Raw genomic sequence first — 21,584 nt, forward strand, 5'->3', positions numbered from 1 at the left:
CGTCGTGTGTCAGCCGCGGTGGGCCAGGGACAGGGTGCGGTGGGCCTGGGCCACCACCGCCGCGTCGACGAAGGTGCCGTCCGGCAGGGCCTGGGCCCCCTGGTGGGCCTCCGCCGCCTTGAGGACCGTCTCCGCCTGCTCGATCTCCTCCTCCGTGGGAAGGTAGGCGCGCTCGATCACCGGGAGCTGGCGGGGGTGGATGGCCGCCCGGCCCAGGAAGCCCAGGGCCCGGCCGTGGGCGCAGGAGGCCCGCAGGCCCTCCAGGTCCCGGATGTCGGGGTGGACCGACTGCGGTGGGGGAGGCAGGGCCGCCGCGCGCGCCGCCACGACCACCCGGGAGCGGCACCAGTCCAGGCCGCCGTCGTGCCGTACGCCGAGGTCGGCGCGCAGGTCCGCCTCGCCGAGGGCGATGCCGCGCAGACCCGGGTGGGCGGTGGCGATGGCGTGGGCGTGCTCGATGCCGAGGGCCGATTCCAGGAGGGCGTACAGGGGTGGGACGCCTCCTTCGGGCCGGGTCGCCGCCGCCGCGACGCGGGTGATCTGGGCGGGGGCGGTGACCTTGGGCAGGCGCAGGCCGGCGAGGCCCGGGAGGGCGGCGACGGCCGCCAGGTCCGCCGCCGCCAGGGGGCCGGCCAGGGAGTTCACCCGGACGTGGACCGGGACCGGCTGGGGGTCGCCGAGCCGTTCGGCGGTGGCCTCGCGGGCGTACCGCTTGCGCTCGGGGGCGACCGCGTCCTCCAGGTCGACGACCACGACGTCGGCACCGGCGACGAGCGCCTTGCTGACGGTCTCCGGGCGGTCGCCCGGCACGTAGAGCCAGGTCAGAGGGTACGGCCTCACAGGGCGCCCTCCGCGCGCAGGGCCGCCAACTCGTCCTGTGTCAGGCCCAGTTCGGTGAGGATCTGGTCCGTGTCCGCGCCGTGCGCACGGCCCGCCCAGCGGATCGCGCCGGGGGTCGAGGAGAGCCGGAAGAGGACGTTCTGCATGCGCAGGGGGCCGAGGTCGGGGTCGTCGACCGTGGTGACGGTGTCGAGCGCCTGGTACTGCGGGTCGGCCAGGACGTCCCGGACGTCCTGGATCGGGGCGATCGCGGCCTCCGCCTTCTCGAAGGCGGCGAGCACGTCGGTGCGGGTGCGCGCGGCGATCCACGAGCCGACCGCCGCGTCCAGGACGTCGGAGTGGGCGGCCCGCTGGGCGCCGGTCGCGAACCACGGCTCGTCGATCAGCTCAGGGCGGCCCACCAGGTGCATCACGCGTTCCGCGACGGACTGCGCCGAGGTGGAGACGGCGACCCAGGTGCCGTCGGCCGTGCGGTAGGTGTTGCGCGGGGCGTTGTTGGCGGAGCGGTTGCCGGTGCGCTCCTGGACGTGACCGAGCTGGTCGTACCAGGTCGGCTGGGGTCCTAGGACCGTCAGGATCGGCTCGATGAGGGCCATGTCGACGACCTGGCCCTCGCCGGTGCGTTCCCGGGCCGCGAGCGCGGTCATCACCGCGTACGCCGTGGCCAGGCCCGCGATGGAGTCGGCCAGGCCGAAGGGCGGCAGGACCGGGGGCGCGTCCGGCTCGCCGGTGATCGCCGCGAAGCCGCTCATCGCCTCGGCGAGGGTGCCGAAGCCGGGGCGGTGGGCGTAGGGGCCGAACTGGCCGAAGCCGGTGACGCGGGTGAGGACCAGCCGGGGGTTGACGGCGGACAGCTCGGGCCAGCCGAGGTCCCACTTCTCCAGGGTGCCGGGGCGGAAGTTCTCGATGACCACGTCCGCGGAGGCGGCCAGCCTGAGGAAGGTGGTCCGGCCGCCCGCCTTGGACAGGTCCAGGGTGAGGGTGCGCTTGTTGCGGCCCAGGACCTTCCACCACAGGCCGATGCCGTCCTTCGAGGGGCCGTGGCCGCGGGAGGGGTCGGGCTTGGTGGGGTGCTCGATCTTGAGGACCTCGGCGCCGAAGTCGCCGAGCAGGGTGGCGGCGAGAGGGCCGGCGAAGAGGGTGGCCGTGTCGAGCACGCGCAGGCCGTGCAGGGGGGTCTGGGTCATGACGTGTACCGGGCCTCGATCTCGGAGCGGTAGGGCATCGACGCCGAGGCGCCTTCCCGCTGGACGGACAGTGCGGCGGCCGCGGCGGCCCAGACCATCGCCTCCCGGATCGGCCGTTCCTCGCCGAGGGCGACGGCGAGGGCGCCCACGTACGTGTCGCCCGCACCGGTGGAGTCCACCGCGGCGACCCGCGGGGCGGGGACGACGAGGGGTTCGGCGTCCCGGGTCAGATACAGGCTGCCTGCCTCGCCCAGGGTGATCACCACGCGCGGGACCCGGTCGAGGAGGGCGGCACCCGCGGCGAACGGGTCGGCCAGGCCGGTGAGGGTGGCCGCCTCGTGCTCGTTGGGCACCAACAGGTCGGTGGCGGCGAAGAGTTCGGGCGGCAGGGACTGGACCGGGGCGGGCGTGAGGATCGTACGGACGCCGTGGGCGCGGGCCGTCTGCGCGCCCGCGAGGACGGCTGCCACGGGGATCTCCAGTTGGAGCAGGAGGGCGTCGGCCGAGGCGATCAGGCCCTCGTCGCCGGGGGCGAGGTGGTCGACGGTGCCGTTCGCGCCGGGGATGACGACGATCGCGTTGCCGCCCTCGTCGTCCACCACGATGTGCGCGGTGCCGGAGGGGCCCTCGATGGTGCGCAGGTGGTCGGTGGTGACGCCGGAATGTTCGAGGGTGGAGCGCAGGCGGGTGCCGAAGCCGTCGTTGCCGACCGCGCCGATCATCGAGACGGTGGCGCCCGCGCGGGCCGCGGCGATCGCCTGGTTGGCGCCCTTGCCGCCGGGGATCGTACGGAACTCCCTCCCGGTGACGGTCTCTCCGCGCCGGGGTGCCTTCTCGACGTAGGCGACCAGGTCCATGTTCGTGCTGCCGAGCACGGCGATGTGGGTCATGGGCGAGCAGCCTCCCGGTGGGTGAGACGGGCCAGGGTGTCGAAGCCGGTGCCGTTGAGGTCGGCCACGGAGGTGGCCAGGCGGTTCTTGAGGGGGCTGGTCCAGTGGTCGGGGAGGTGTTCCGGGGCGCCCGCCAGGAGGGCGGCGACGCTGCCGGCCGTGGCGCCGTTGGAGTCGGTGTCCCAGCCGCCGGCGACCGCCCGGCAGACGGAGCCGGTGAAGTCGCCGTCCGCGTGGGTGAGGGCGGCGGCGATCAGGGCGGTGTTGGGGATCGCGTGGACCCAGTGGTGGGTGGGGGCGTGGAGGGCGTGGAGTTCGTCCACGACCCTGTCGAAGTCGTCGTGCCGCTCGGCCAGTCGGACGGCGTGGGTGATCGCCTGCGCCAGCCGGGAGTTCGGGGGGATCACGCCGAGGCCGGTGCGCAGGCAGGTGCGGATGTCGGGGGTCGCCGCCGCCTGGGCGATCACGGCGGCCGTGAACATCGCCGCGTAGACGCCGTTCGCCGTGTGGGTGAGGGTGGCGTCCCGGTGGGCCTGTTCGGCCGCGGCGGCCGGGTCGCCGGGGTTGGTCCAGCCGTGGACGTCCGCGCGGATCAGGGCTCCGATCCACTCGCGGAAGGGGTTGCGGTGGCGGGCCGTTCTCGGGGGTTCCAGGCCCTGGAGGAGGTTGCGGTAGGCGATCCGTTCGGCGGTGAAGGTGCGGCCGGCGGGAAGCTCGTCGAGCCAGAGGCGCGCCACGTCCGCGGTGGTGAAGCCCTTGCCGTGGCGTTGCAGCAACAGCAGGTTCAGCAGCGGGTAGTTGAGGTCGTCGTCCTCGGGCATGCCGTCGATGTTCTCGGCGAGGGAGGTGGCGGCGGAGCGGCGGTTCCAGGGGTGGGCGGCGAGGAGTTCGGCGGGGACGCCCTTCGCCGTGAAGTAGGTGTGCAGGGGCCAGTTGCCGGTGGCACGGGCGAGTGCGCGGATGGCTTCCAGGGGGAGCTTCTCCACGGGTTTGCCGAGCAGGCAGCCCACGGCCCGGCCCAGCCAGGCCGCTTCCAGGGCGCCCTGGGTGAGGGTGGCCGGGGAGGCGTGCGCGGGCCAGGTCCGGCAGCGGGCCTTGATCCGTGCGAGGTCGGTGGGCTCGTCGTCCTCCAACGCGCTCGGCAGGTCCGCCAGTTCGTCCAGCAGGTCCTCCGCGAGCTGCCGCAGATACCTGGACGCGGGTTCCGCCGAGGCGCCCGCCCGGGCCGGTGCCTGGCCACCGCCCGCCGCGCGCCAGCGTGCCGCGATCGCCGACGGCTCCCTGCCGTCCTGGGCCGCCTGACGGAGTTCGTGGCCGATCAGGTCCTCCGGCTGGACCCAGGTCAGTCGCAGCATCTGGGGCCTCCGAGCTCCGCGAAGGCCGCCTCGTGGGTCCTGCGCCCCGCCAGGTCCCGCTCGAAAACCTCCCGGGTCACGGCCGTCAGCGTCACCGCCGGCTCCCACAGGTCCAGCCGGCTCGCCTCCGAGACCGTCTTCGCCCAGTCGTCCGGGACCGGGGAGCCCAGCGCGCCCGCCATCGCCCCGGCCATCGTGGCGATCGAGTCGCAGTCCCTGCCGTAGTTCACCGCGCCGAGCACCGCGTGCCGGTAGTCGCCCCCGGCCACCAGCAACATCCCGAGCGCGACGGGCAGTTCCTCGATCGTGTGCAGACGGGAGGGGCGGCGGGCGCCGAGGGAGGGGGCGCGGTAGTCGGGTCCGACCGTGTCGTAGGGAGCCACGGCGTCCCGCAGCGGCCGCAGGGCCGACTCGAAGTCCGTGTGGGGGGCGGCCGCTTCGCAGACCTTCTCGATCGCCGCCCGGGTGCCGTCCTTCGCCAGCTTCAGACAGGCCGTCACGACCGAGTCCGGGGTCGCGCCCGGCTCGCATGCCGCCGCCACCGCCGCCGCGAAGACCGCCGCCGCCTCACGGCCGTACGACGACTGGTGGGCGCCCGCGACGTCCAGGGCCTCGGTGTAGGCGGTCCGCGGGTTCGCCGCGTTGACCAGGCCCACCGGGGCCATGTACATCGCCGCACCGCAGTTGACGATGTTGCCGACGCCCGCCTCCCGCGGGTCGACGTGACCGTAGTGGAGACGGGTGACCAGCCACTTCTCCGCGAGGAAGATCCGGTGCAGGGGGAGGGCCTCCGCCTCCAGTTCCGGGATCCAGCGCGGGTTCGTCATCAGGTCCGGGACCAGGTGGTCGGCGATCGCGTAGGCGTCGAGGTGGTCCCGGACCCGGTCGTAGACGCGGATCAGCGCGTGGGTCATCAAGGTGTCGTCGGTGACGTGGCCGTCGCCCTTGTGGTATGGGGCGATGGGGCGGGCGGTGCGCCAGGCGTCGCCGTTCCAGGGGCCGACGATGCCGTGGACGCGGCCGGCGTGCCGTTCGAGGATCTGGTCGGGGGAGTAGCCCTCGACCGGGCCGCCGAGGGCGTCGCCCACCGCCGCGCCCACGAGGGCTCCGGTGATCCGGTCCTCAAGGCTGCTTTCTGAGTTTTTGGGCGTCATGCCCGAATCATCCTCCCGGGAGGGGCGGTTGTGCGGCTTCCAGGAGTCCGGCGAGTTCCACGAGGTCCGTGCCGGTGAGGCGGGGCAGTGCGCAGCCGGAGAGGGTGCGGCAGGTGTCCCGCCAGGCGGCGGGGATCGCGCCGGCACCGCCGAGCGCGCCGGTCAGGGCGCCCGCCAGGGCCGGGGCCGAGTCGGCCACCCGGGACAGACAGGCCGCCGCGGGGACCGCCTCGGCGATGCGGCCCCGGGCGGCGGTGGCCAGGGCGAGGGCCACGGGGACGGTCTCGGCGGCCGCGATGCCGTAGCTGTAGACGTGGTCGACGATCTCGTGCTCCAGGGCCGGGATCAGGGCGAAGGTGCCGTCGGCGGTCCGGGCGAGGTGCAGGGCGTGGCGGGCGTTGCGGCCGATCTCCGTCTCCTCGGGGAGTTCGGCGAGGGCCGCGGTCACGCAGGCGTCGACGGGGGCGCCGGCCAGGGCCACGGAGACGGCCGCGGCCATCGCCCTCGCTCCGTGCACCCCGTCGCCGTCCTGGGTGTAGCGGGCGTCGAACTCGGCGAGTTCCGCGGCGAGTCCGGGGTCGCCGGGGTGGGCCACCGCGAGGACGCAGGCCCTGACGCAGGCCGCGTCGTCGAAGTAGTGCGGGTTGTCATGGCCGGTCGCGGGTGGGCGCAGGCCGGTGGCGAGGTTGCCGAGTCCGGCCCGTACGGAGATGCGGGCGCGCAGGGGGAGGACGGCGGACTCGATCTCGGGGGCGCGGTCCGCTGCCGCGGCGACTTCGGCGGCGAGGGCGTTCCAGGCGAGGTCGATGGCGGCTCTCGTACGGCGTTGTCTCGTCAGGTCGCCCAGGGCGGTGTCGTCGCCCGCCCTGAGGAGGGCCTCCGCGGTGAAGGCCGCCCATTCGGCGTCGTCGGAGGGGCCGAGGCGGAGGGGTTCGGGGGGCTGGTTGAGGGCGATGGGGACGGGGAGGGTGGTGGTGGCGTTCTGTTCGGCGAAGGTGTCCAGTTCGCGGGTGAGGCGGCGGGTCCAGTCGGGCATACGGGCGGCTCTGTGACGGGCGGCGGGCCAGCCGGCGGCGTCGCCTGCGGCCAGGCCGAGGAGGAGGCCCTGGATTTTCTGGCCGGGGTGGGGGTGTTGGCGGGGGGGTGGGTGGGGTGTGGTGTGCGGGAGTGGGGGTGCGGTGAGGGTTGCCTCGGCTTCGCCTTCGGCCTGGTTGTTCCCACCCGCACCACCCGTGCGACTTTCGTTGTCGGGTGCGGGTGGCCCCTGTGGGGTGTTCTCGTCGTCGGCGGCTGCGGGGGTGGGCGGGTTTGACGTGGGGGTGGGGGTCGTCGTGCGGGTTTCGTGGTGGGGGGCGGGGGGTCGTTGTGGGGTGTTATTGGGAGCCGCGGGGGTGGGCGTGCGGCTTTCGTCGGCGGGTGTGGGTGGCGCCTGGGGGGTGGTCGCGGCTGCGGCGGCGGCTACAGGGGCCGTCGGCTTAGTCGTGCTGGTGGGGGTGGTCGTGGAGGTCTCGTCGTCGGGTGTGGGTGGGGCCTGTGGGGTGGTCTCGTCGGCATCGCCCGTGCCACTTTCCTCGGCGGCTGTGGGCGGTTCCTCCGTGGCGCGTTCGCCGTCGGTGGGGGCGAGGACGAGCGGTGTCGGCAGGTCTGGTGTGGTCTCGCCCCAGGGGCCCGGCGGCCTCATCGGTTCGGTCCCGTGTTGTTGCCCGCTGCCAAGGTGAAGGTGTCCGGGGCGCCCGGTGTCGGGGTGAAGGTGTCCGGGTCGCCCGCCGGCAAGGCGAAGGCGTCCGGGGCGTCCGGGGCCAGGGTGAAGGCGTTCGGGGTCGGTGGGGGCCAGTTCTGGGGGAGGCCGGTCGTGGTCCACTTCTCGGCCTCGCCCGGCACCAGCAACTCGGCCACGTCCAGCACGTGGTGGCCCGCCATCGACGGCAGGCAACTGCCCTTCGCCGGGCCGATCGCCGCGGCCCAGTCGGCCGGGATCGCCGACGCGCCCCTCGTCGCTCCGGCCAGCGCCCCCGCCACCGCCGCCGTGGTGTCGGCGTCCCGGCCCATGTTCACCGCCGTCAGCACGGCCTCCCGGAAGTCGCCGTCCGCCGCCGCGTACGCGCCGAAGGCGAGGGCCACCGCCTCCGGGGCCAGGTCGGTCCACGGATAGCCGCCGATCACCACCGCGGAGCGGACCGCCCGCTCGCCCCGGTGGGCCACCGCCACGGCCCGGCGCAGGGACCGGGCGGTCCAACTGTCGTCCGGGATCACCGCCAGCGCTGAGGCGACGACGGCGATCGTGGGGGCGCCCGCCATCGCCGCCGCCACTCCCGCCGCGACCGCCTGGCCGCCGTAGATGCCCTCGCCGTCGTGGCTCACCGAGCCGTCGACGGCCACCAGGCGGGCGGCCTCCGCGGGGCGGCCCGCCGCGAAGACCCCGAAGGGGGCCGCCCGCATGGCCAGGCCGTCGCTCCAGGCGTGCCGGTGCTGGGCGGAGATGGGGGCGGCCAGGCCCCGGCGCAGGTTCTCCAGGGTGCCGCGCTCGCTGAAGCCGGCGCCCCGGAACGGGCCCTCGTCGCGGTCCGCGATCCACTCGTGCCAGGCCGCCTCCACGTGGGCGGCGGTGAGGGCCGAGCCGTGACGGGCGAGGAGCAGACCCGAGAAGATCGCGTACTCGGTGTCGTCCGTGCCGGTCGGCTCGTCCATGACGTAGCCCTCGATACGGCCCCAGCGGGCGCGGATCTGCGACGGCTTCATGTTCTCGGCGGGGGCCCCGAGGGCGTCCCCGACCGCCAGGCCCAGCAGGGCGCCGCGGGCCCGCTCGCGGAGTTCGGCGGTGTCCTGGGGTGTCGGGACCGAGGGAACGCGGGCGATCGATGTCATGCGCGGCCTCTCCACAACGGAACCTTGTGCCGCATATGTCCCACCATCGGCGGTTGACCTCAGCCTCCCTGCCCCCAACGTCACCCGGTCGACATCTGAGCGGAGTCATGATCGTCTGCGCGTGCGCAAGGTAAAACCGCAGGTTAGCCCAGCCTTTCCTTGCTGGCGACGAGGAATGGACCGACGTACTGTGAGCGTTGTTAAGAATTAGAACGTGTCCAAAGTTAGCTTTGGCTTAGCTTCCCTGGGGGACCGGAATGGCCGTCATCGACATCGAAGCGCCCCTCCACGAGGCGCACCGCGACAACCACACGCACCGGGACGTCAACGGCGGCTGGCTCAGGCCCGCCGTGTTCGGCGCCATGGACGGACTGGTCTCCAACCTCGCCCTGATGTCCGGAGTCGCCGGCGGGGCCGTAGGTCAGCACACCATCGTGCTGACCGGGCTGGCCGGGCTCGCGGCCGGCGCCTTCTCCATGGCGGCCGGCGAGTACACCTCCGTCGCCTCCCAGCGTGAGCTGGTCGAGGCCGAGCTGGACGTGGAGCGCCGGGAGCTGCGCAAGCACCCGCAGGACGAGGAGGCCGAGCTGGCCGCCCTGTACGAGGGCCGGGGCGTCGAACCCGAGCTGGCCAGGGAGGTCGCCCGGCAGTTGTCGAAGGATCCCGAGCAGGCTCTGGAGATCCACGCCCGGGAGGAACTGGGGATCGACCCGGGCGACCTGCCCTCGCCGCTCGTCGCCGCCGTGTCCAGCTTCGGCTCCTTCGCCCTGGGCGCCCTGCTCCCCGTACTGCCGTACCTGCTCGGCGCGACCGCGCTGTGGCCCGCCGTGCTGCTCGCCCTCGTCGGACTGTTCGCCTGCGGTGCCGTGGTGGCCAGGGTGACCGCGCGGACCTGGTGGTACAGCGGACTGCGGCAGCTCGCTCTGGGAGGTGCGGCAGCCGGTGTGACGTACGCCCTGGGCAGTTTCTTCGGAACGGCCGTAGGATAGTGCGACTGCTACTTATGCGTTGGGCCGCATAAGTAGCCGTTACTCGCTGGTTTCGGCGGCATCACCGTTGGGAATGAGCCGTAAGCACTGTGGGCAATGACGCTTGCGGCGCACCCGCGGGGTCGGCGACGACGCCTTCACCGCCCATGGGTCGACGGACCATGATCTGACCGATCGGTCCGGATCGACCCCCACATACTTCAGGCCACGTGTGCGGCACCCCCCTCGCACCGCGTGGCGTCCGCATGTTGGAACGGAGTATCCGGTTCCCGAGATCCGCTCCATCATGTAACCTGCACGAAATTTTGCACTCACGCAGAGGGCCAACGTCGTCCCTCGGCAATTTGAAACATGCCAATGACGACGACGGGAGAGCCGATGCGTACGCCGCGCCAGCCGTCCCAGCACTCCACGAATGGCCAGAAGTGGTCCTTCATGGATGCTCGCCCTGCTGCGCAGGGTATGTACGACCCCCGCAACGAGAAGGACGCCTGTGGCGTCGGTTTCGTGGCCACCCTCACCGGCGAGGCGAGCCATGCGCTGGTCGAGCAGGCGCTCACGGTTCTGCGCAACCTGGAGCACCGCGGTGCCACCGGCTCCGAGCCCGACTCGGGTGACGGCGCGGGCATCCTGTCCCAGGTTCCGGACGCCTTCTTCCGTGACGTCGTCGGCTTCGAGCTGCCGGCGGCCGGTGCGTACGCGGTCGGTATCGCCTTCCTGCCGGAGGACGGCACCGAGGACGCCGTCTCGCGGATCGAGACGATCGCCGCCGAGGAGGGCCTCACCGTCCTCGGCTGGCGCGAGGTCCCGGTCGCCCCCGGGCTGCTGGGCGCCACCGCCCGCTCGACGATGCCCGCCTTCCGCCAGGTCTTCGTGACCGACGGCGCCGCCGCGCCCGCCACGGACATCGCCCTCGACCGCAAGGCGTTCGTGCTGCGCAAGCGCGCCGAGCGCGAGGTCGACGTCTACTTCCCGTCGCTGTCCGCGCGGACCATCGTCTACAAGGGCATGCTGACCACCGGTCAGCTCGAGCCCTTCTTCCCGGACCTGTCCGACCGCCGCTTCGCCTCCGCGATCGCGCTCGTGCACTCCCGGTTCTCCACGAACACCTTCCCGTCGTGGCCGCTCGCGCACCCGTACCGCTTCGTCGCGCACAACGGTGAGATCAACACCGTCAAGGGCAACCGCAACTGGATGGCGGCCCGCGAGTCGCAGCTCGTCTCCGACCTGTTCGGCAACGACAGCAAGGCACTTGAGCGGGTCTTCCCGATCTGCACGCCGGACGCCTCCGACTCCGCGTCCTTCGACGAGGTCCTCGAACTCCTGCACCTGGGCGGCCGTTCGCTGCCGCACTCCGTGCTGATGATGATCCCGGAGGCGTGGGAGAACCACGACTCCATGGAGTCGGCCCGCCGCGCCTTCTACCAGTTCCACTCCAACCTGATGGAGCCCTGGGACGGCCCGGCCTGTGTCACCTTCACCGACGGCAAGCAGGTCGGCGCGGTCCTCGACCGCAACGGCCTTCGCCCCGGCCGCTACTGGGTCACCGACGAGGGCCTCGTCGTCCTCGGCTCCGAGGTCGGCGTCCTCGACATCGACCCCGCCAAGGTCGTCCGCAAGGGCCGTCTCCAGCCCGGCCGGATGTTCCTCGTGGACACCGTCGAGCACCGCATCATCGAGGACGACGAGATCAAGGCCGGCCTCGCCGCCGAGCAGCCCTACGCGGAGTGGCTGGAGGCCGGCGAGATCGAGCTCGGCGACCTGCCCGAGCGCGAGCACATCGTGCACACCCACGCCTCGGTCACCCGCCGCCAGCAGACCTTCGGCTACACCGAGGAGGAGCTGCGCGTCCTGCTCGCGCCGATGGCCAAGGCCGGTGCCGAGCCGATCGGTTCGATGGGCACCGACTCGCCGATCGCCGCGCTCAGCGAGCGTCCGCGGCTGCTCTTCGACTACTTCACCCAGCTCTTCGCGCAGGTCACCAACCCGCCGCTGGACGCCATCCGCGAGGAGCTGGTGACCAGCCTGCGCTCCTCGCTGGGCCCGCAGGGCAACCTGCTCGACCCGAGCGCCGCCTCCTGTCGCTCCGTCGTGCTGCCCTTCCCGGTGATCGACAACGACGAGCTGGCCAAGCTCATCCACATCAACGCCGACGGCGACATGCCCGGCTTCAAGGCCGCGACCCTCTCCGGCCTGTACCGGGTCTCCGGCGGCGGCGACTCCCTCGCCGCCCGCATCGAGGAGATCTGCGCCGAGGCCGACGCCGCCATCGCCAACGGCGCCCGGCTGATCGTGCTCTCCGACCGGCACTCCGACGCCGAGCACGCGCCGATCCCGTCGCTGCTGCTCACCGCGGCCGTCCACCACCACCTCATCCGCACCAAGCAGCGCACCCAGGTGGGCCTGCTGGTCGAGGCCGGTGACGTCCGCGAGGTCCACCACGTCGCCCTGCTGATCGGCTTCGGCGCCGCGGCCGTGAACCCGTACCTCGCCATGGAGTCCGTCGAGGACCTGGTCCGGGCGGGCACCTTCCTGTCGGACATCGAGGCCGAGCAGGCCATCCGCAACCTGATCTACGCCCTGGGCAAGGGCGTCCTCAAGGTCATGTCGAAGATGGGCATCTCGACCGTCGCCTCCTACCGCGGCGCCCAGGTCTTCGAGGCCGTCGGTCTCGAAGAGGGCTTCGTCCGGAAGTACTTCAGCGGTACCGCCTCCAAGATCGGCGGCGTCGGCATCGACGTCGTCGCCAAGGAGGTCGCCGCCCGGCACGCCAAGGCGTACCCGGCGAGCGGCATCGCGCCGGCCCACCGCGCCCTGGAGATAGGCGGCGAGTACCAGTGGCGCCGCGAGGGCGAGCCGCACCTGTTCGACCCGGAGACGGTGTTCCGCCTCCAGCACTCGACGCGTGCGAACCGCTACGACATCTTCAAGAAGTACACGGACCGCGTGAACGAGCAGTCCGAGCGCCTGATGACCCTGCGCGGCCTCTTCGGCTTCAAGTCGGACCGCCCCTCGATCCCCGTCGACGAGGTCGAGCCGGTCTCCGAGATCGTCAAGCGCTTCTCCACCGGCGCCATGTCGTACGGCTCCATCTCCAAGGAGGCGCACGAGACCCTCGCCATCGCCATGAACCAGTTGGGCGGCAAGTCCAACACCGGTGAGGGCGGCGAGGACCCGGACCGGCTGTACGACCCGGCCCGGCGCTCGTCGATCAAGCAGGTCGCCTCCGGCCGCTTCGGCGTGACCTCCGAGTACCTGGTCAACGCGGACGACATCCAGATCAAGATGGCCCAGGGTGCCAAGCCCGGCGAGGGCGGCCAGCTCCCCGGCCACAAGGTCTACCCGTGGGTCGCCAGGACCCGCCACTCGACCCCGGGTGTCGGTCTGATCTCCCCGCCGCCGCACCACGACATCTACTCGATCGAGGACCTGGCGCAGCTCATCCACGACCTGAAGAACGCGAACCCGCAGGCGCGGATCCACGTGAAGCTGGTCTCCGAGGTCGGCGTCGGCACGGTCGCCGCGGGTGTCTCCAAGGCGCACGCGGACGTCGTGCTCATCTCCGGCCATGACGGAGGTACGGGTGCCTCGCCCCTCACGTCGTTGAAGCACGCGGGCGGTCCCTGGGAGCTCGGTCTCGCCGAGACCCAGCAGACCCTGCTGCTCAACGGCCTGCGCGACCGGATCGTCGTCCAGACCGACGGCCAGCTCAAGACCGGCCGTGACGTCGTCATCGCCGCGCTGCTCGGCGCCGAGGAGTTCGGTTTCGCGACCGCGCCGCTCGTCGTCTCCGGCTGCGTCATGATGCGCGTCTGCCACCTGGACACCTGCCCGGTCGGCATCGCCACCCAGAACCCGGTGCTCCGCGACCGGTTCACCGGCAAGGCCGAGTACGTCGTGAACTTCTTCAAGTTCATCGCCGAGGAGGTCCGCGAGATCCTCGCCGAGCTGGGCTTCCGCTCCATCGAGGAGGCCGTCGGCCACGCCGAGACCCTCGACGTGACCCGCGCGGTCAACCACTGGAAGGCGCAGGGCCTGGACCTGGAGCCGCTGTTCTACGTGCCCGAACTGCCCGAGGGCGCCGCGCTGCACCAGGTCGTCGAGCAGGACCACGGCCTGGAGAAGGCGCTCGACAACGAGCTCATCAAGCTCGCCGCCGACGCCCTGGCCGCCGACTCGGCGACCGACGCCCAGCCGGTGCGCGCCCAGGTCGCGATCCGCAACATCAACCGCACGGTCGGCACCATGCTCGGCCACGAGGTGACGAAGAAGTTCGGTGGCGCGGGCCTGCCCGACGACACCGTCGACATCACCTTCACCGGCTCCGCGGGCCAGTCCTTCGGCGCCTTCCTGCCGCGCGGTGTCACGCTGCGCCTGGAGGGCGACGCCAACGACTACGTCGGCAAGGGCCTCTCCGGCGGCCGGGTGATCGTCCGTCCCGACCGGGGCGCCGACCACCTCGCCGAGTACTCGACGATCGCGGGCAACACCATCGCCTACGGCGCGACCGGCGGCGAGCTGTTCCTGCGCGGTCGTACCGGTGAGCGGTTCTGCGTCCGCAACTCCGGTGCACTGGTGGTCTCGGAGGGCGTGGGCGACCACGGCTGCGAGTACATGACCGGCGGTCACGCGGTGGTCCTCGGCGAGACGGGCCGTAACTTCGCGGCCGGCATGTCCGGTGGCGTCGCGTACGTCATCGATCTGGCCAAGGAGAACGTCAACGTCGGCAACGTGAACGCCGTCGAGGCGCTCGACGACGCCGACAAGCAGTGGCTGCACGACGTGGTGCGCCGCCACCAGGAGGAGACCGGCTCCACGGTCGCCGAGAAGCTGCTCGCCGAGTGGGACACCGCCGTCGAGCGCTTCAGCAAGATCATCCCCAGCACGTACAAGGCAGTGCTCGCCGCCAAGGACGCCGCCGAGCAGGCGGGACTCTCCGAGTCCGAGATCACCGAGAAGATGATGGAGGCGGCGATCAATGGCTGACCCGAAGGGCTTCCTGAACCACGGCCGCGAGGTCGCCAAGTCCCGCCCCGTCGACGTCCGTCTGAAGGACTGGAACGAGGTCTACGTCCCCGGCTCCCTGCTGCCGATCATCAGCAAGCAGGCCAGCCGCTGCATGGACTGCGGCATCCCGTTCTGTCACAACGGCTGTCCGCTCGGGAACCTCATCCCCGAGTGGAACGACTACGCCTACCGCGAGGACTGGGCCGCGGCCTCGGAGCGTCTGCACGCGACGAACAACTTCCCCGAGTTCACGGGGCGGCTGTGCCCGGCTCCCTGCGAGTCGGCGTGCGTGCTCGGCATCAACCAGCCGCCGGTCACCATCAAGAACGTCGAGGTCTCGATCATCGACAAGGCGTGGGACAGCGGTGACGTCGAGCCGCAGGCCCCCGAGCGCCTGTCCGGCAAGACCGTCGCGGTCATCGGATCAGGACCCGCCGGTCTCGCCGCCGCCCAGCAGCTCACCCGGGCCGGTCACACCGTCGCCGTCTACGAGCGCGCGGACCGCGTCGGAGGCCTCCTCCGGTACGGCATCCCCGAGTTCAAGATGGAGAAGCGGCACATCAACCGCCGTATCGAGCAGATGCGCGCGGAGGGCACCCGCTTCCGTACCGGCATCGAGATCGGCCGCGACCTCAAGGCGACCGACCTGAAGAAGCGGTACGACGCCGTCGTGATCGCCGCCGGCGCCACCACCGCGCGTGACCTCCCGGTCCCCGGCCGCGAGCTCAAGGGCATCCACCAGGCCATGGAGTTCCTGCCGCTGGCGAACAAGGTCCAGGAGGGCGACTACGTCTCCTCCCCGATCTCCGCCGAGGGCAAGCACGTCGTGGTCATCGGCGGCGGCGACACCGGCGCCGACTGCGTGGGCACCGCCCACCGCCAGGGCGCGGCCTCGGTGACGCAGCTCGAGATCATGCCCCGTCCGGGCGAGGACCGTGCCCCGCACCAGCCGTGGCCGACCTTCCCGATGCTGTACAAGGTCACCTCCGCGCACGAGGAGGGCGGCGAGCGGGTCTACTCCGTCTCGACCACCCACTTCGAGGGCGACGAGGACGGCAACGTCCAGTGGCTGCACCTGAGCGAGGTCGAGTTCGTCGACGGCAAGCTGACCTCGAAGCCGGGCACGGAGCGCAAGATCCCCGCCCAGCTCGTCACCCTCGCGATGGGCTTCACCGGCACCGACCGCGAGAACGGCCTGGTCGAGCAGTTCGGCCTGGAGCTCGACGAGCGCGGCAACATCGCCCGCGACGCCGACTTCCAGACCAACGTGCCGGGCGTCTTCGTCGCCGGTGACGCCGGCCGCGGCCAGTCGCTCATCGTGTGGGCGATCGCGGAGGGCCGCTCGGCCGCCCGCGGCTGCGACCGCTTCCTGACCGGCGCGAGCGAACTGCCCGCCCCGATCCGGCCGACCGACCGCTCCCTGATGGTCTGACGGCCCCCGAACGTCCCGTACAAAGGCGTACGGAACACTGACGGCGCCTGCCTCCACGTCCCCGACCGGACCGGAGGCGGGCGCCGTCGCATGCGCTCCTACGGCACCTCTCCTACGGCACCTCTCCTAGGGCACCTCGAACGTCTCCCCGTACACCTGCCAGGTCAGCGGTGTGCGCAGCTCCAGGTTGCCCTCGTCGAGGAAGCGCCGCTGCGCGGTGTCGACGCGGGTGGTGTCGATGTCCGCGTCGCGGGCGCGCATGGCGTCCACGCGGAGGTCCAGGAAGGTGTCCAGGTAGGCATTCTCCGAGCCGCCCTCGGTCGGGCTGTGGGACTTCCGCAGGGCGCGTTCGCGCAGGCCGTAGAAGCTGGTGGCGTCGGTGCCGGGGCCGTGGAAGACCATGGCGTCGTAGTAGACGAACTGGCCGAGGGTGCCGAGTCCGTCGAGCTTGGCGAGGCGGACCGCGGGATCGAAGTAGACGCGGTCGCGCTCCGCGTCCTGGGCCTTGCGGAAGGCCGGCCGGGCGGCCTCCGCCTTCCACGCGGCCGTGAAGCCGGGGTCCAGGCCCTCGTGGGAGTCGGTGCCGTCGACCTCGCGCAGGGCGGGGAGGTAGCGCGCCAGCCCGTTGCCCGGGTGGGCCTTCGTGTAGCGCTCGACGAGGGTGAGCAGGTCGTGGGTGCCGGTGCAGAAGCCGACCGGGCCGGCCGTGTAGCCCCGGCCGTCGCCGATGTCCTCGATGTAGGCGTAGGCGCTGCGCCAGTCGAGGGTGGAGTTCTCGGCGCTGGCCACGAGCTGCTGCGCGAGCTCCTTCCGGGCGGGGGCGGCCAGGCCGGGCGGCAGGTCGGCGAGCATCTTGTCGTCCGCCGCGTTCTCCGCCTCCTCGGCGCGGGCCTTGGCGGCGGCGGCGTCCTGGGCCGCCTGCGACCGGTAGGCGGAGGAGAGGTCGGGGCCGGCCCGTCCCGCGTCGGAGTCCTCGGGCACGAGGAGATAGACCGACGCCGTGACGAGGACGGGGACGGCCGCGAGGAGCAGCAGGCGGGGGCGTTTCACGGGTTTCCCGTCAGTTCGGTGACCTTGGCCCAAGTAGACACCACGAGCACCACCAGCAGGACCACGCAGGCGCCCGCCTGCACCAGGGTGCGACGGCCGTCCCGGGGGGCGTACGCGTAGGCGAGGGTGACGACGCCGCCGGCGAGCAGACCGCCCAGATGCCCCTGCCAGGAGGTCAGGCCCGCGGAGATCAGCAGCCACAGCAGCAGACCCGCCATGAAGCGGTTGACCTGGGCCATGTCCGCGCCGAGACGCCTGGCCATCACGTAGTACGCGGCGCCGAGCCCGAAGATCGCGCCGGACGCGCCGAGCGTGGGGGTGGTGGGGGAGACGAGCAGGACGAGGACCGAGCCGCCGAGCGCCGACAGCAGGTAGAGGGCGAGGTAGCGGACCCGCCCGAGCTGGGTCTCGACCACGCGGCCGATGTTCCACAGCGACACCATGTTCATCACGATGTGCAGGATCCCGAACGTGCCCTCGGTGGGCGGCAGATGGAGGAAGGCGCCGGTCAGCAGCCGGTACCACTCGCCGTCGGCGACGCCCTCGGCGTGGAAGGCGGCGGGGTGGACGGCCTGCCACACGTAGTGGCCGCCGTCCGTCCCCACCAGACCGACGCCCAGCATCTCGAACCGGTCCACGATCGCCGGGCGCACGAGTTCACCGAGGTAGGCGAGCACGTTGAGGCCGATGAGGACGTACGTCACCAGGGGGACGGCCGTGATCCGGCCGCCGAACACGGTCCGGGCCTGCCGCACCGAGCGCGCCCCCTCCCGGACGCACTCGGGGCACTGGTGGCCCACGGCCGCCTCCCGCATGCAGTCCGGGCAGATGTACCGCTCGCAGCGGGTGCAGCGGACATGGGACTCCACCGTGCGATGGCGGTAGCAGGTGGTGACGGTGGATTCGGGCTCCACGGCCGGCTCCTCGAAGTGGCGGGGACGATGATCGAGCCGGTGGGGTCGGCGGCGAACAAAATAGCGAACGCGGGGGAGGGGGGAGAGCGGCGGGGCCCCGGCCGTGATCATCCGTTACGCCCTGTCGGCCCCGTTGGCTCAGCCGTACCGCCGTGGCACCCTGACAGTGATCCGACGGGGAGGCGACGACGTATGGACGGCGCACGATCGGTGGAGCGGACGGCCCGGGGCGCGGAGGCCGGCAAGGGCGAGCGGATCGCCGACTGGGCGGACGGGCGGCTCGGCCTGTACGCGCTGGCCAAGGCCAACATGCGCAAGGTCTTTCCGGACCACTGGTCGTTCATGCTGGGCGAGGTCTGTCTCTACAGCTTCCTCATCCTGATCCTCACCGGCATCTACCTCACGCTGTTCTTCGAGCCCAGCGGCGTCGAGGTCGTCTACCACGGCTCCTACGAGCCCCTCAACGGCGTGGTGATGACCCGGGCCTACGAGTCCACGCTCGACATCAGCTTCGACGTGCGCGGCGGACTGCTGATCCGGCAGATCCACCACTGGGCGGCCCTGGTCTTCGTGACCGGCATGCTCGTGCACATGATGCGGGTGTTCTTCACCGGCGCCTTCCGCAAGCCGCGCGAGCTCAACTGGGTGTTCGGCTGGACCCTGCTGTTCCTCGGCATCATCACCGGCCTGACCGGCTACAGCCTCCCCGACGACCTGCTCTCCGGCACCGGCATCCGGTTCGCCGACGGGGCCATCCTGTCGATCCCGATCGTCGGGACGTACCTGTCGTTCTTCCTGTTCGGCGGGGAGTTCCCGGGCCACGACATCATCCCGAGGCTCTTCCCGATCCACGTCCTGGTGCTGCCCGGGATCATGCTCGGCCTGGTGGTCGCCCATCTGATCCTGGTCTTCTACCACAAGCACACCCAGTACCCGGGGCCCGGCCGCGACAACAGGTCCGTGGTCGGCATGCCCTTCCTGCCGGTCTACATGGCCAAGGCGGGCGGCTTCTTCTTCCTCACCTTCGGCGTGCTGGCGCTCATGGGCGGGCTCGCCCAGATCAACCCCGTGTGGGCGTTCGGGCCGTACAGCCCGCACCTGGTGACCACCGGCGCCCAGCCCGACTGGTACCTCGGCTTCTCCGAGGGGCTGATCCGGGTGATGCCGGGATGGGAGATCAACTTCTGGGGCCACACCCTGGAACCCGGCGTCTTCATCCCCTTCTCCCTCTTCCCGCTGATCCTGCTCGCGATCGGGGTGTACCCCTTCGTCGAGGCGTGGGTCACCGGCGACAGGCGCGAGCACCACATCCTGGACCGGCCGCGCAACGCCCCCGTCCGCACCGGCCTCGGGGTCGCCTGGCTGAGCCTGTACGTGGTGCTGCTGATCGGCGGCGGCAACGACATCGTGGCCACGCATCTGCACCTGTCCATCAACGCGATCACCTGGTTCGTGCGGGTCTCCGTGTTCGTGGTGCCGGTGCTCGCCTTCGTGATCACCAAGCGTGTCTGCCTCGGGCTCCAGCGCCGGGACCGGGACAAGGTGCTGCACGGGCGGGAGAGCGGCACCATCAGGCGGCTGCCGCACGGGGAGTTCGTCGAGCTCCACGAGCCCCTCTCGCAGGCGCAGCTCCACACCCTCACCCAGCACGAGCAGCAACCGCCGTACGAGATCGGCCCGTCGGTCGACGCCAACGGGGTGCGACGGCCCGTCAGGCGCGCCCAGCGGATGCGGGCCGGGCTCGCGCGGGCCATGTTCGGGCCCGACACGCGGATCGCCAAGCCGACGGCGGAGGAGTACCGGGAGATCAGCAGCGGCGACCGTCACCACTGAGGACGGTGGCACGGCACTCGTCGGGGCTGCCCCAGGCGGTGCGCAGGGCACGGGCCTTGGTGAGCCACAGGGACAGGTCGTACTCCGCCGTGTACCCGATCGCGCCGTGGAGCTGGAGCGCGGTACGGGCCGTCCGGTACGCCGCCTCGCATGCCGTGACCTTGGCGGCGGCGACGTCCTGCGCGGTCATCGTCAGGGCGGCGCCGAGGAGCAGGGGACGCGCGAACTCCAAGGCGATTTTCGCGTCGGCCAGTTGGTGCTTGACCGCTTGGAACGAACCGATGGGCACGCCGAACTGGGTGCGCCGCCGCACGTGGGTGACGGTCCTGTCGAGGAGGGCGAGGCCCACGCCGAGGGCCTGGGCGGCGGTGGTGAGGCGGGCCATGAGGAGGGCGGCGGCGACGGGCGGGTCCGCGCTGAGCAGTTCGCCGCCCGGCGCCAGCGGGGTGGGACGGCGGGCGGGGTCGAGCGAGGGGCGTACCGGGCCGTGGCCGGGGGCGAGGTACAGGCCGTCGGCGGTCAGGGCGAGGCGGACGTCCGCGGCCTCGCCGTCCAGGGCGTGTCCGCCGGCACGCGCCACGGTGGCCATCGTCGCTCCCGAGGCCAGCGCCGGGAGCAGTCGCTTCGCCGCCGCCGGTTCGGTGAGCAACGCGGCCGCCGTCACGGTCTCCACCAAGGGGCCCGGCACCGCGTGCCGCCCCAACTCCACGAAGGCGAGCGCGAGTTCGAGGGGGCGCGGCCCCAGTCCCTCGTAGGCCTCAGGCACCGCCAGGGCGAAGACGCCCGCCTCGGCGATACGGCGCCACAGCGCGCGGCCCCTCTCGTGGTCGCCGCGGCTCCAGTCCCGGACGACGGACGGGGTGTCCGCGGCGGTCAGCAGGGCGTTCAGGGAGGCGGCGAAGTCCCGCTGCTCGGGGTCGAGGAGGAAGCGCATCAACGACGTCCCTTCGGCAGGCCCAGCAGGCGTTCGGCGATGATGTCGCGCTGGATCTCGTTCGTGCCGGCGTAGATCGGGCCGGCGAGGGCGAAGACGTAGCGCTCGGACCAGTCCGGGTCCTCCTCCTCGCCGAGGAGGTCCAGGGCCGTCTCGGTGAGCGCGATGTCGTACTCGGACCAGAAGACCTTGTTCAGGCTGGACTCCGGGCCGAGGCTCTCGCCGTCCAGGGCCCGGGCTGCCGCCGCGTACGTGAAGAGCTGGTAGGCGCGGGCGCCGATCAGGGCGTCCGCCACCCCGGTCCGCGCTTGTGACGGGCAGCCCTGCGCCCGCCACAGCGCGCACAGCCGGTCGGCGCCCGCCAGGAAGCGGCCCGGTGAGCGCAGCATCAGACCGCGTTCGTTGCCCGCCGCAGACATCGCGATCCGCCAGCCCTGGCCGGGCTCGCCGATGACGTCCTCGTCCGGTACGAACACCTCGTCCAGGAAGAGCTCGGCGAAGGCCGGTCGGCCGTCGAGGCGGCGGATCGGGCGGACGGTGACGCCGGGGGCCCGAAGGTCGAACATCAGGTAGGTCAGGCCCTGATGGGGTCTCGGAGTGTCCGGGTCAGTGCGGAAGAGCCCGAAGGCGCGGTCCGCGAACGCGGCCCGGGAGGACCAGGTCTTCTGGCCGCTGAGCAGCCAACCACCGTCCGTGCGCACCCCCTTGGAGCGCAGGGAGGCCAGGTCGGAGCCCGCCTCCGGCTCCGACCAGGCCTGCGCCCAGACCACCTCGCCGGTGGCCATCGGCGGCAGCACGCGCGCGCGTTGCTCCCGCGTGCCGTGGTCGAAGAGGGTCGGGGCGAGCAGACTGACGCCGTTCTGGCCGACGCGGCCGGGCGCCCCCGCCGCGTAGTACTCCTCCTCGAAGACCAGCCGGCGGATCAGCCCGCAGTCCCGGCCGCCGTACTCGGCGGGCCAGTCGACCACCGACCAGCGGTCCGCGGCGAGTTCCGCCTCCCACGCGCGGTGGGCCGCGAAGCCCTCCCGGGTCTCCAGGGAGGGCAGGGGCGAGGCGGGCACATGCGCGCGCAGCCACGCCCGGGCCTGCGCACGGAAGGCCTCGTCCTCCCGCGTGAACGCCAGATCCATGGAC

15 protein-coding genes are annotated in these 21,584 nt (G+C 72.2%); 4 read left to right on the forward strand and 11 right to left on the reverse strand.

The features are described from left to right. Window positions 1–9 precede the first annotated feature (9 nt). From ACZ66S_RS28890 to ACZ66S_RS28920, 7 genes are read right to left on the reverse strand one after another with little or no spacing between them, the layout of a single operon-like run. Window positions 10–840: an HpcH/HpaI aldolase/citrate lyase family protein gene (locus tag ACZ66S_RS28890; RefSeq protein WP_469904467.1), complete on the reverse strand. Its 831-nt coding sequence runs from the start codon at window positions 838–840 to the stop codon at window positions 10–12. After that, on the reverse strand, window positions 837–2,027 hold the full coding sequence (locus ACZ66S_RS28895; RefSeq protein WP_469904468.1) for a CaiB/BaiF CoA transferase family protein: 1,191 nt from the start codon (window positions 2,025–2,027) through the stop codon (window positions 837–839). Before ACZ66S_RS28895 ends, ACZ66S_RS28890 begins: the two co-directional genes overlap by 4 nt. After that, on the reverse strand, window positions 2,024–2,917 hold the full coding sequence (gene rbsK, locus ACZ66S_RS28900; protein ID WP_469904469.1) for a ribokinase: 894 nt from the start codon (window positions 2,915–2,917) through the stop codon (window positions 2,024–2,026). The genes ACZ66S_RS28895 and rbsK overlap by 4 nt, the downstream gene beginning before the upstream one ends. Next, window positions 2,914–4,272 (reverse strand): ADP-ribosylglycohydrolase family protein, encoded by a 1,359-nt coding sequence (locus tag ACZ66S_RS28905; protein WP_469904470.1) that lies wholly within the window; start codon window positions 4,270–4,272, stop codon window positions 2,914–2,916. The genes rbsK and ACZ66S_RS28905 overlap by 4 nt, the downstream gene beginning before the upstream one ends. Beyond that, window positions 4,260–5,426 carry an ADP-ribosylglycohydrolase family protein gene (locus ACZ66S_RS28910; RefSeq protein WP_469904471.1) on the reverse strand — a complete coding sequence of 389 codons (1,167 nt, stop codon included), beginning with the start codon at window positions 5,424–5,426 and terminating at the stop codon, window positions 4,260–4,262. The genes ACZ66S_RS28905 and ACZ66S_RS28910 overlap by 13 nt, the downstream gene beginning before the upstream one ends. Window positions 5,427–5,433: 7 nt before the next feature. Beyond that, window positions 5,434–7,107, reverse strand: a complete 1,674-nt coding sequence (locus ACZ66S_RS28915; protein ID WP_469904472.1) for an ADP-ribosylglycohydrolase family protein — start codon at window positions 7,105–7,107, stop codon at window positions 5,434–5,436. Beyond that, a complete protein-coding gene (locus ACZ66S_RS28920; RefSeq protein ID WP_469904473.1) occupies window positions 7,104–8,291 on the reverse strand; it encodes an ADP-ribosylglycohydrolase family protein in 1,188 nt (395 codons plus the stop codon). Before ACZ66S_RS28920 ends, ACZ66S_RS28915 begins: the two co-directional genes overlap by 4 nt. A gap of 257 nt (window positions 8,292–8,548) precedes the next feature. Here ACZ66S_RS28920 and ACZ66S_RS28925 point away from each other — a divergent pair, with 257 nt between their 5' ends. The 3 genes from ACZ66S_RS28925 (at window position 8,549) to ACZ66S_RS28935 (ending at window position 15,719) form a co-directional block, all read left to right on the forward strand. Next, window positions 8,549–9,280: a VIT1/CCC1 transporter family protein gene (locus ACZ66S_RS28925; RefSeq protein WP_469904474.1), complete on the forward strand. Its 732-nt coding sequence runs from the start codon at window positions 8,549–8,551 to the stop codon at window positions 9,278–9,280. Window positions 9,281–9,658: 378 nt separating this feature from the next. Continuing rightward, complete coding sequence (gltB, locus tag ACZ66S_RS28930; protein WP_469904475.1) at window positions 9,659–14,266, forward strand: glutamate synthase large subunit; 4,608 nt, start codon at window positions 9,659–9,661, stop codon at window positions 14,264–14,266. Further along, window positions 14,259–15,719, forward strand: a complete 1,461-nt coding sequence (locus ACZ66S_RS28935; RefSeq protein WP_469904476.1) for a glutamate synthase subunit beta — start codon at window positions 14,259–14,261, stop codon at window positions 15,717–15,719. Before gltB ends, ACZ66S_RS28935 begins: the two co-directional genes overlap by 8 nt. Window positions 15,720–15,845: 126 nt before the next feature. On the opposite strand, the gene ACZ66S_RS28940 is transcribed toward ACZ66S_RS28935, so the two are convergent. Together ACZ66S_RS28940 and ACZ66S_RS28945 are read right to left on the reverse strand one after the other, a co-directional pair. Further along, window positions 15,846–16,769, reverse strand: a complete 924-nt coding sequence (locus tag ACZ66S_RS28940) for a chitosanase (protein ID WP_469904477.1) — start codon at window positions 16,767–16,769, stop codon at window positions 15,846–15,848. Continuing rightward, a complete protein-coding gene (locus tag ACZ66S_RS28945) occupies window positions 16,766–17,683 on the reverse strand; it encodes a rhomboid family intramembrane serine protease (RefSeq protein ID WP_469904478.1) in 918 nt (305 codons plus the stop codon). The genes ACZ66S_RS28940 and ACZ66S_RS28945 overlap by 4 nt, the downstream gene beginning before the upstream one ends. Before the next feature lie 192 nt (window positions 17,684–17,875). On the opposite strand from ACZ66S_RS28945, the gene qcrB reads away from it, so the two are divergent. Beyond that, on the forward strand, window positions 17,876–19,516 hold the full coding sequence (gene qcrB / locus ACZ66S_RS28950; protein ID WP_469904479.1) for a cytochrome bc1 complex cytochrome b subunit: 1,641 nt from the start codon (window positions 17,876–17,878) through the stop codon (window positions 19,514–19,516). Here qcrB and ACZ66S_RS28955 read toward each other — a convergent pair. Together ACZ66S_RS28955 and ACZ66S_RS28960 are read right to left on the reverse strand one after the other, a co-directional pair. Next, entirely contained in the window at window positions 19,491–20,450 is a 960-nt protein-coding gene (locus ACZ66S_RS28955; protein WP_469904480.1) for an acyl-CoA dehydrogenase family protein, read from the reverse strand. The two genes, qcrB and ACZ66S_RS28955, sit on opposite strands and share 26 nt — an antisense overlap. After that, on the reverse strand, window positions 20,450–21,580 hold the full coding sequence (locus ACZ66S_RS28960) for an acyl-CoA dehydrogenase family protein (RefSeq protein ID WP_469904481.1): 1,131 nt from the start codon (window positions 21,578–21,580) through the stop codon (window positions 20,450–20,452). The genes ACZ66S_RS28955 and ACZ66S_RS28960 overlap by 1 nt, the downstream gene beginning before the upstream one ends. Window positions 21,581–21,584 lie beyond the last annotated feature (4 nt).

The sequence above is a fragment of the Streptomyces sp. NPDC107471 genome (assembly GCF_055582845.1).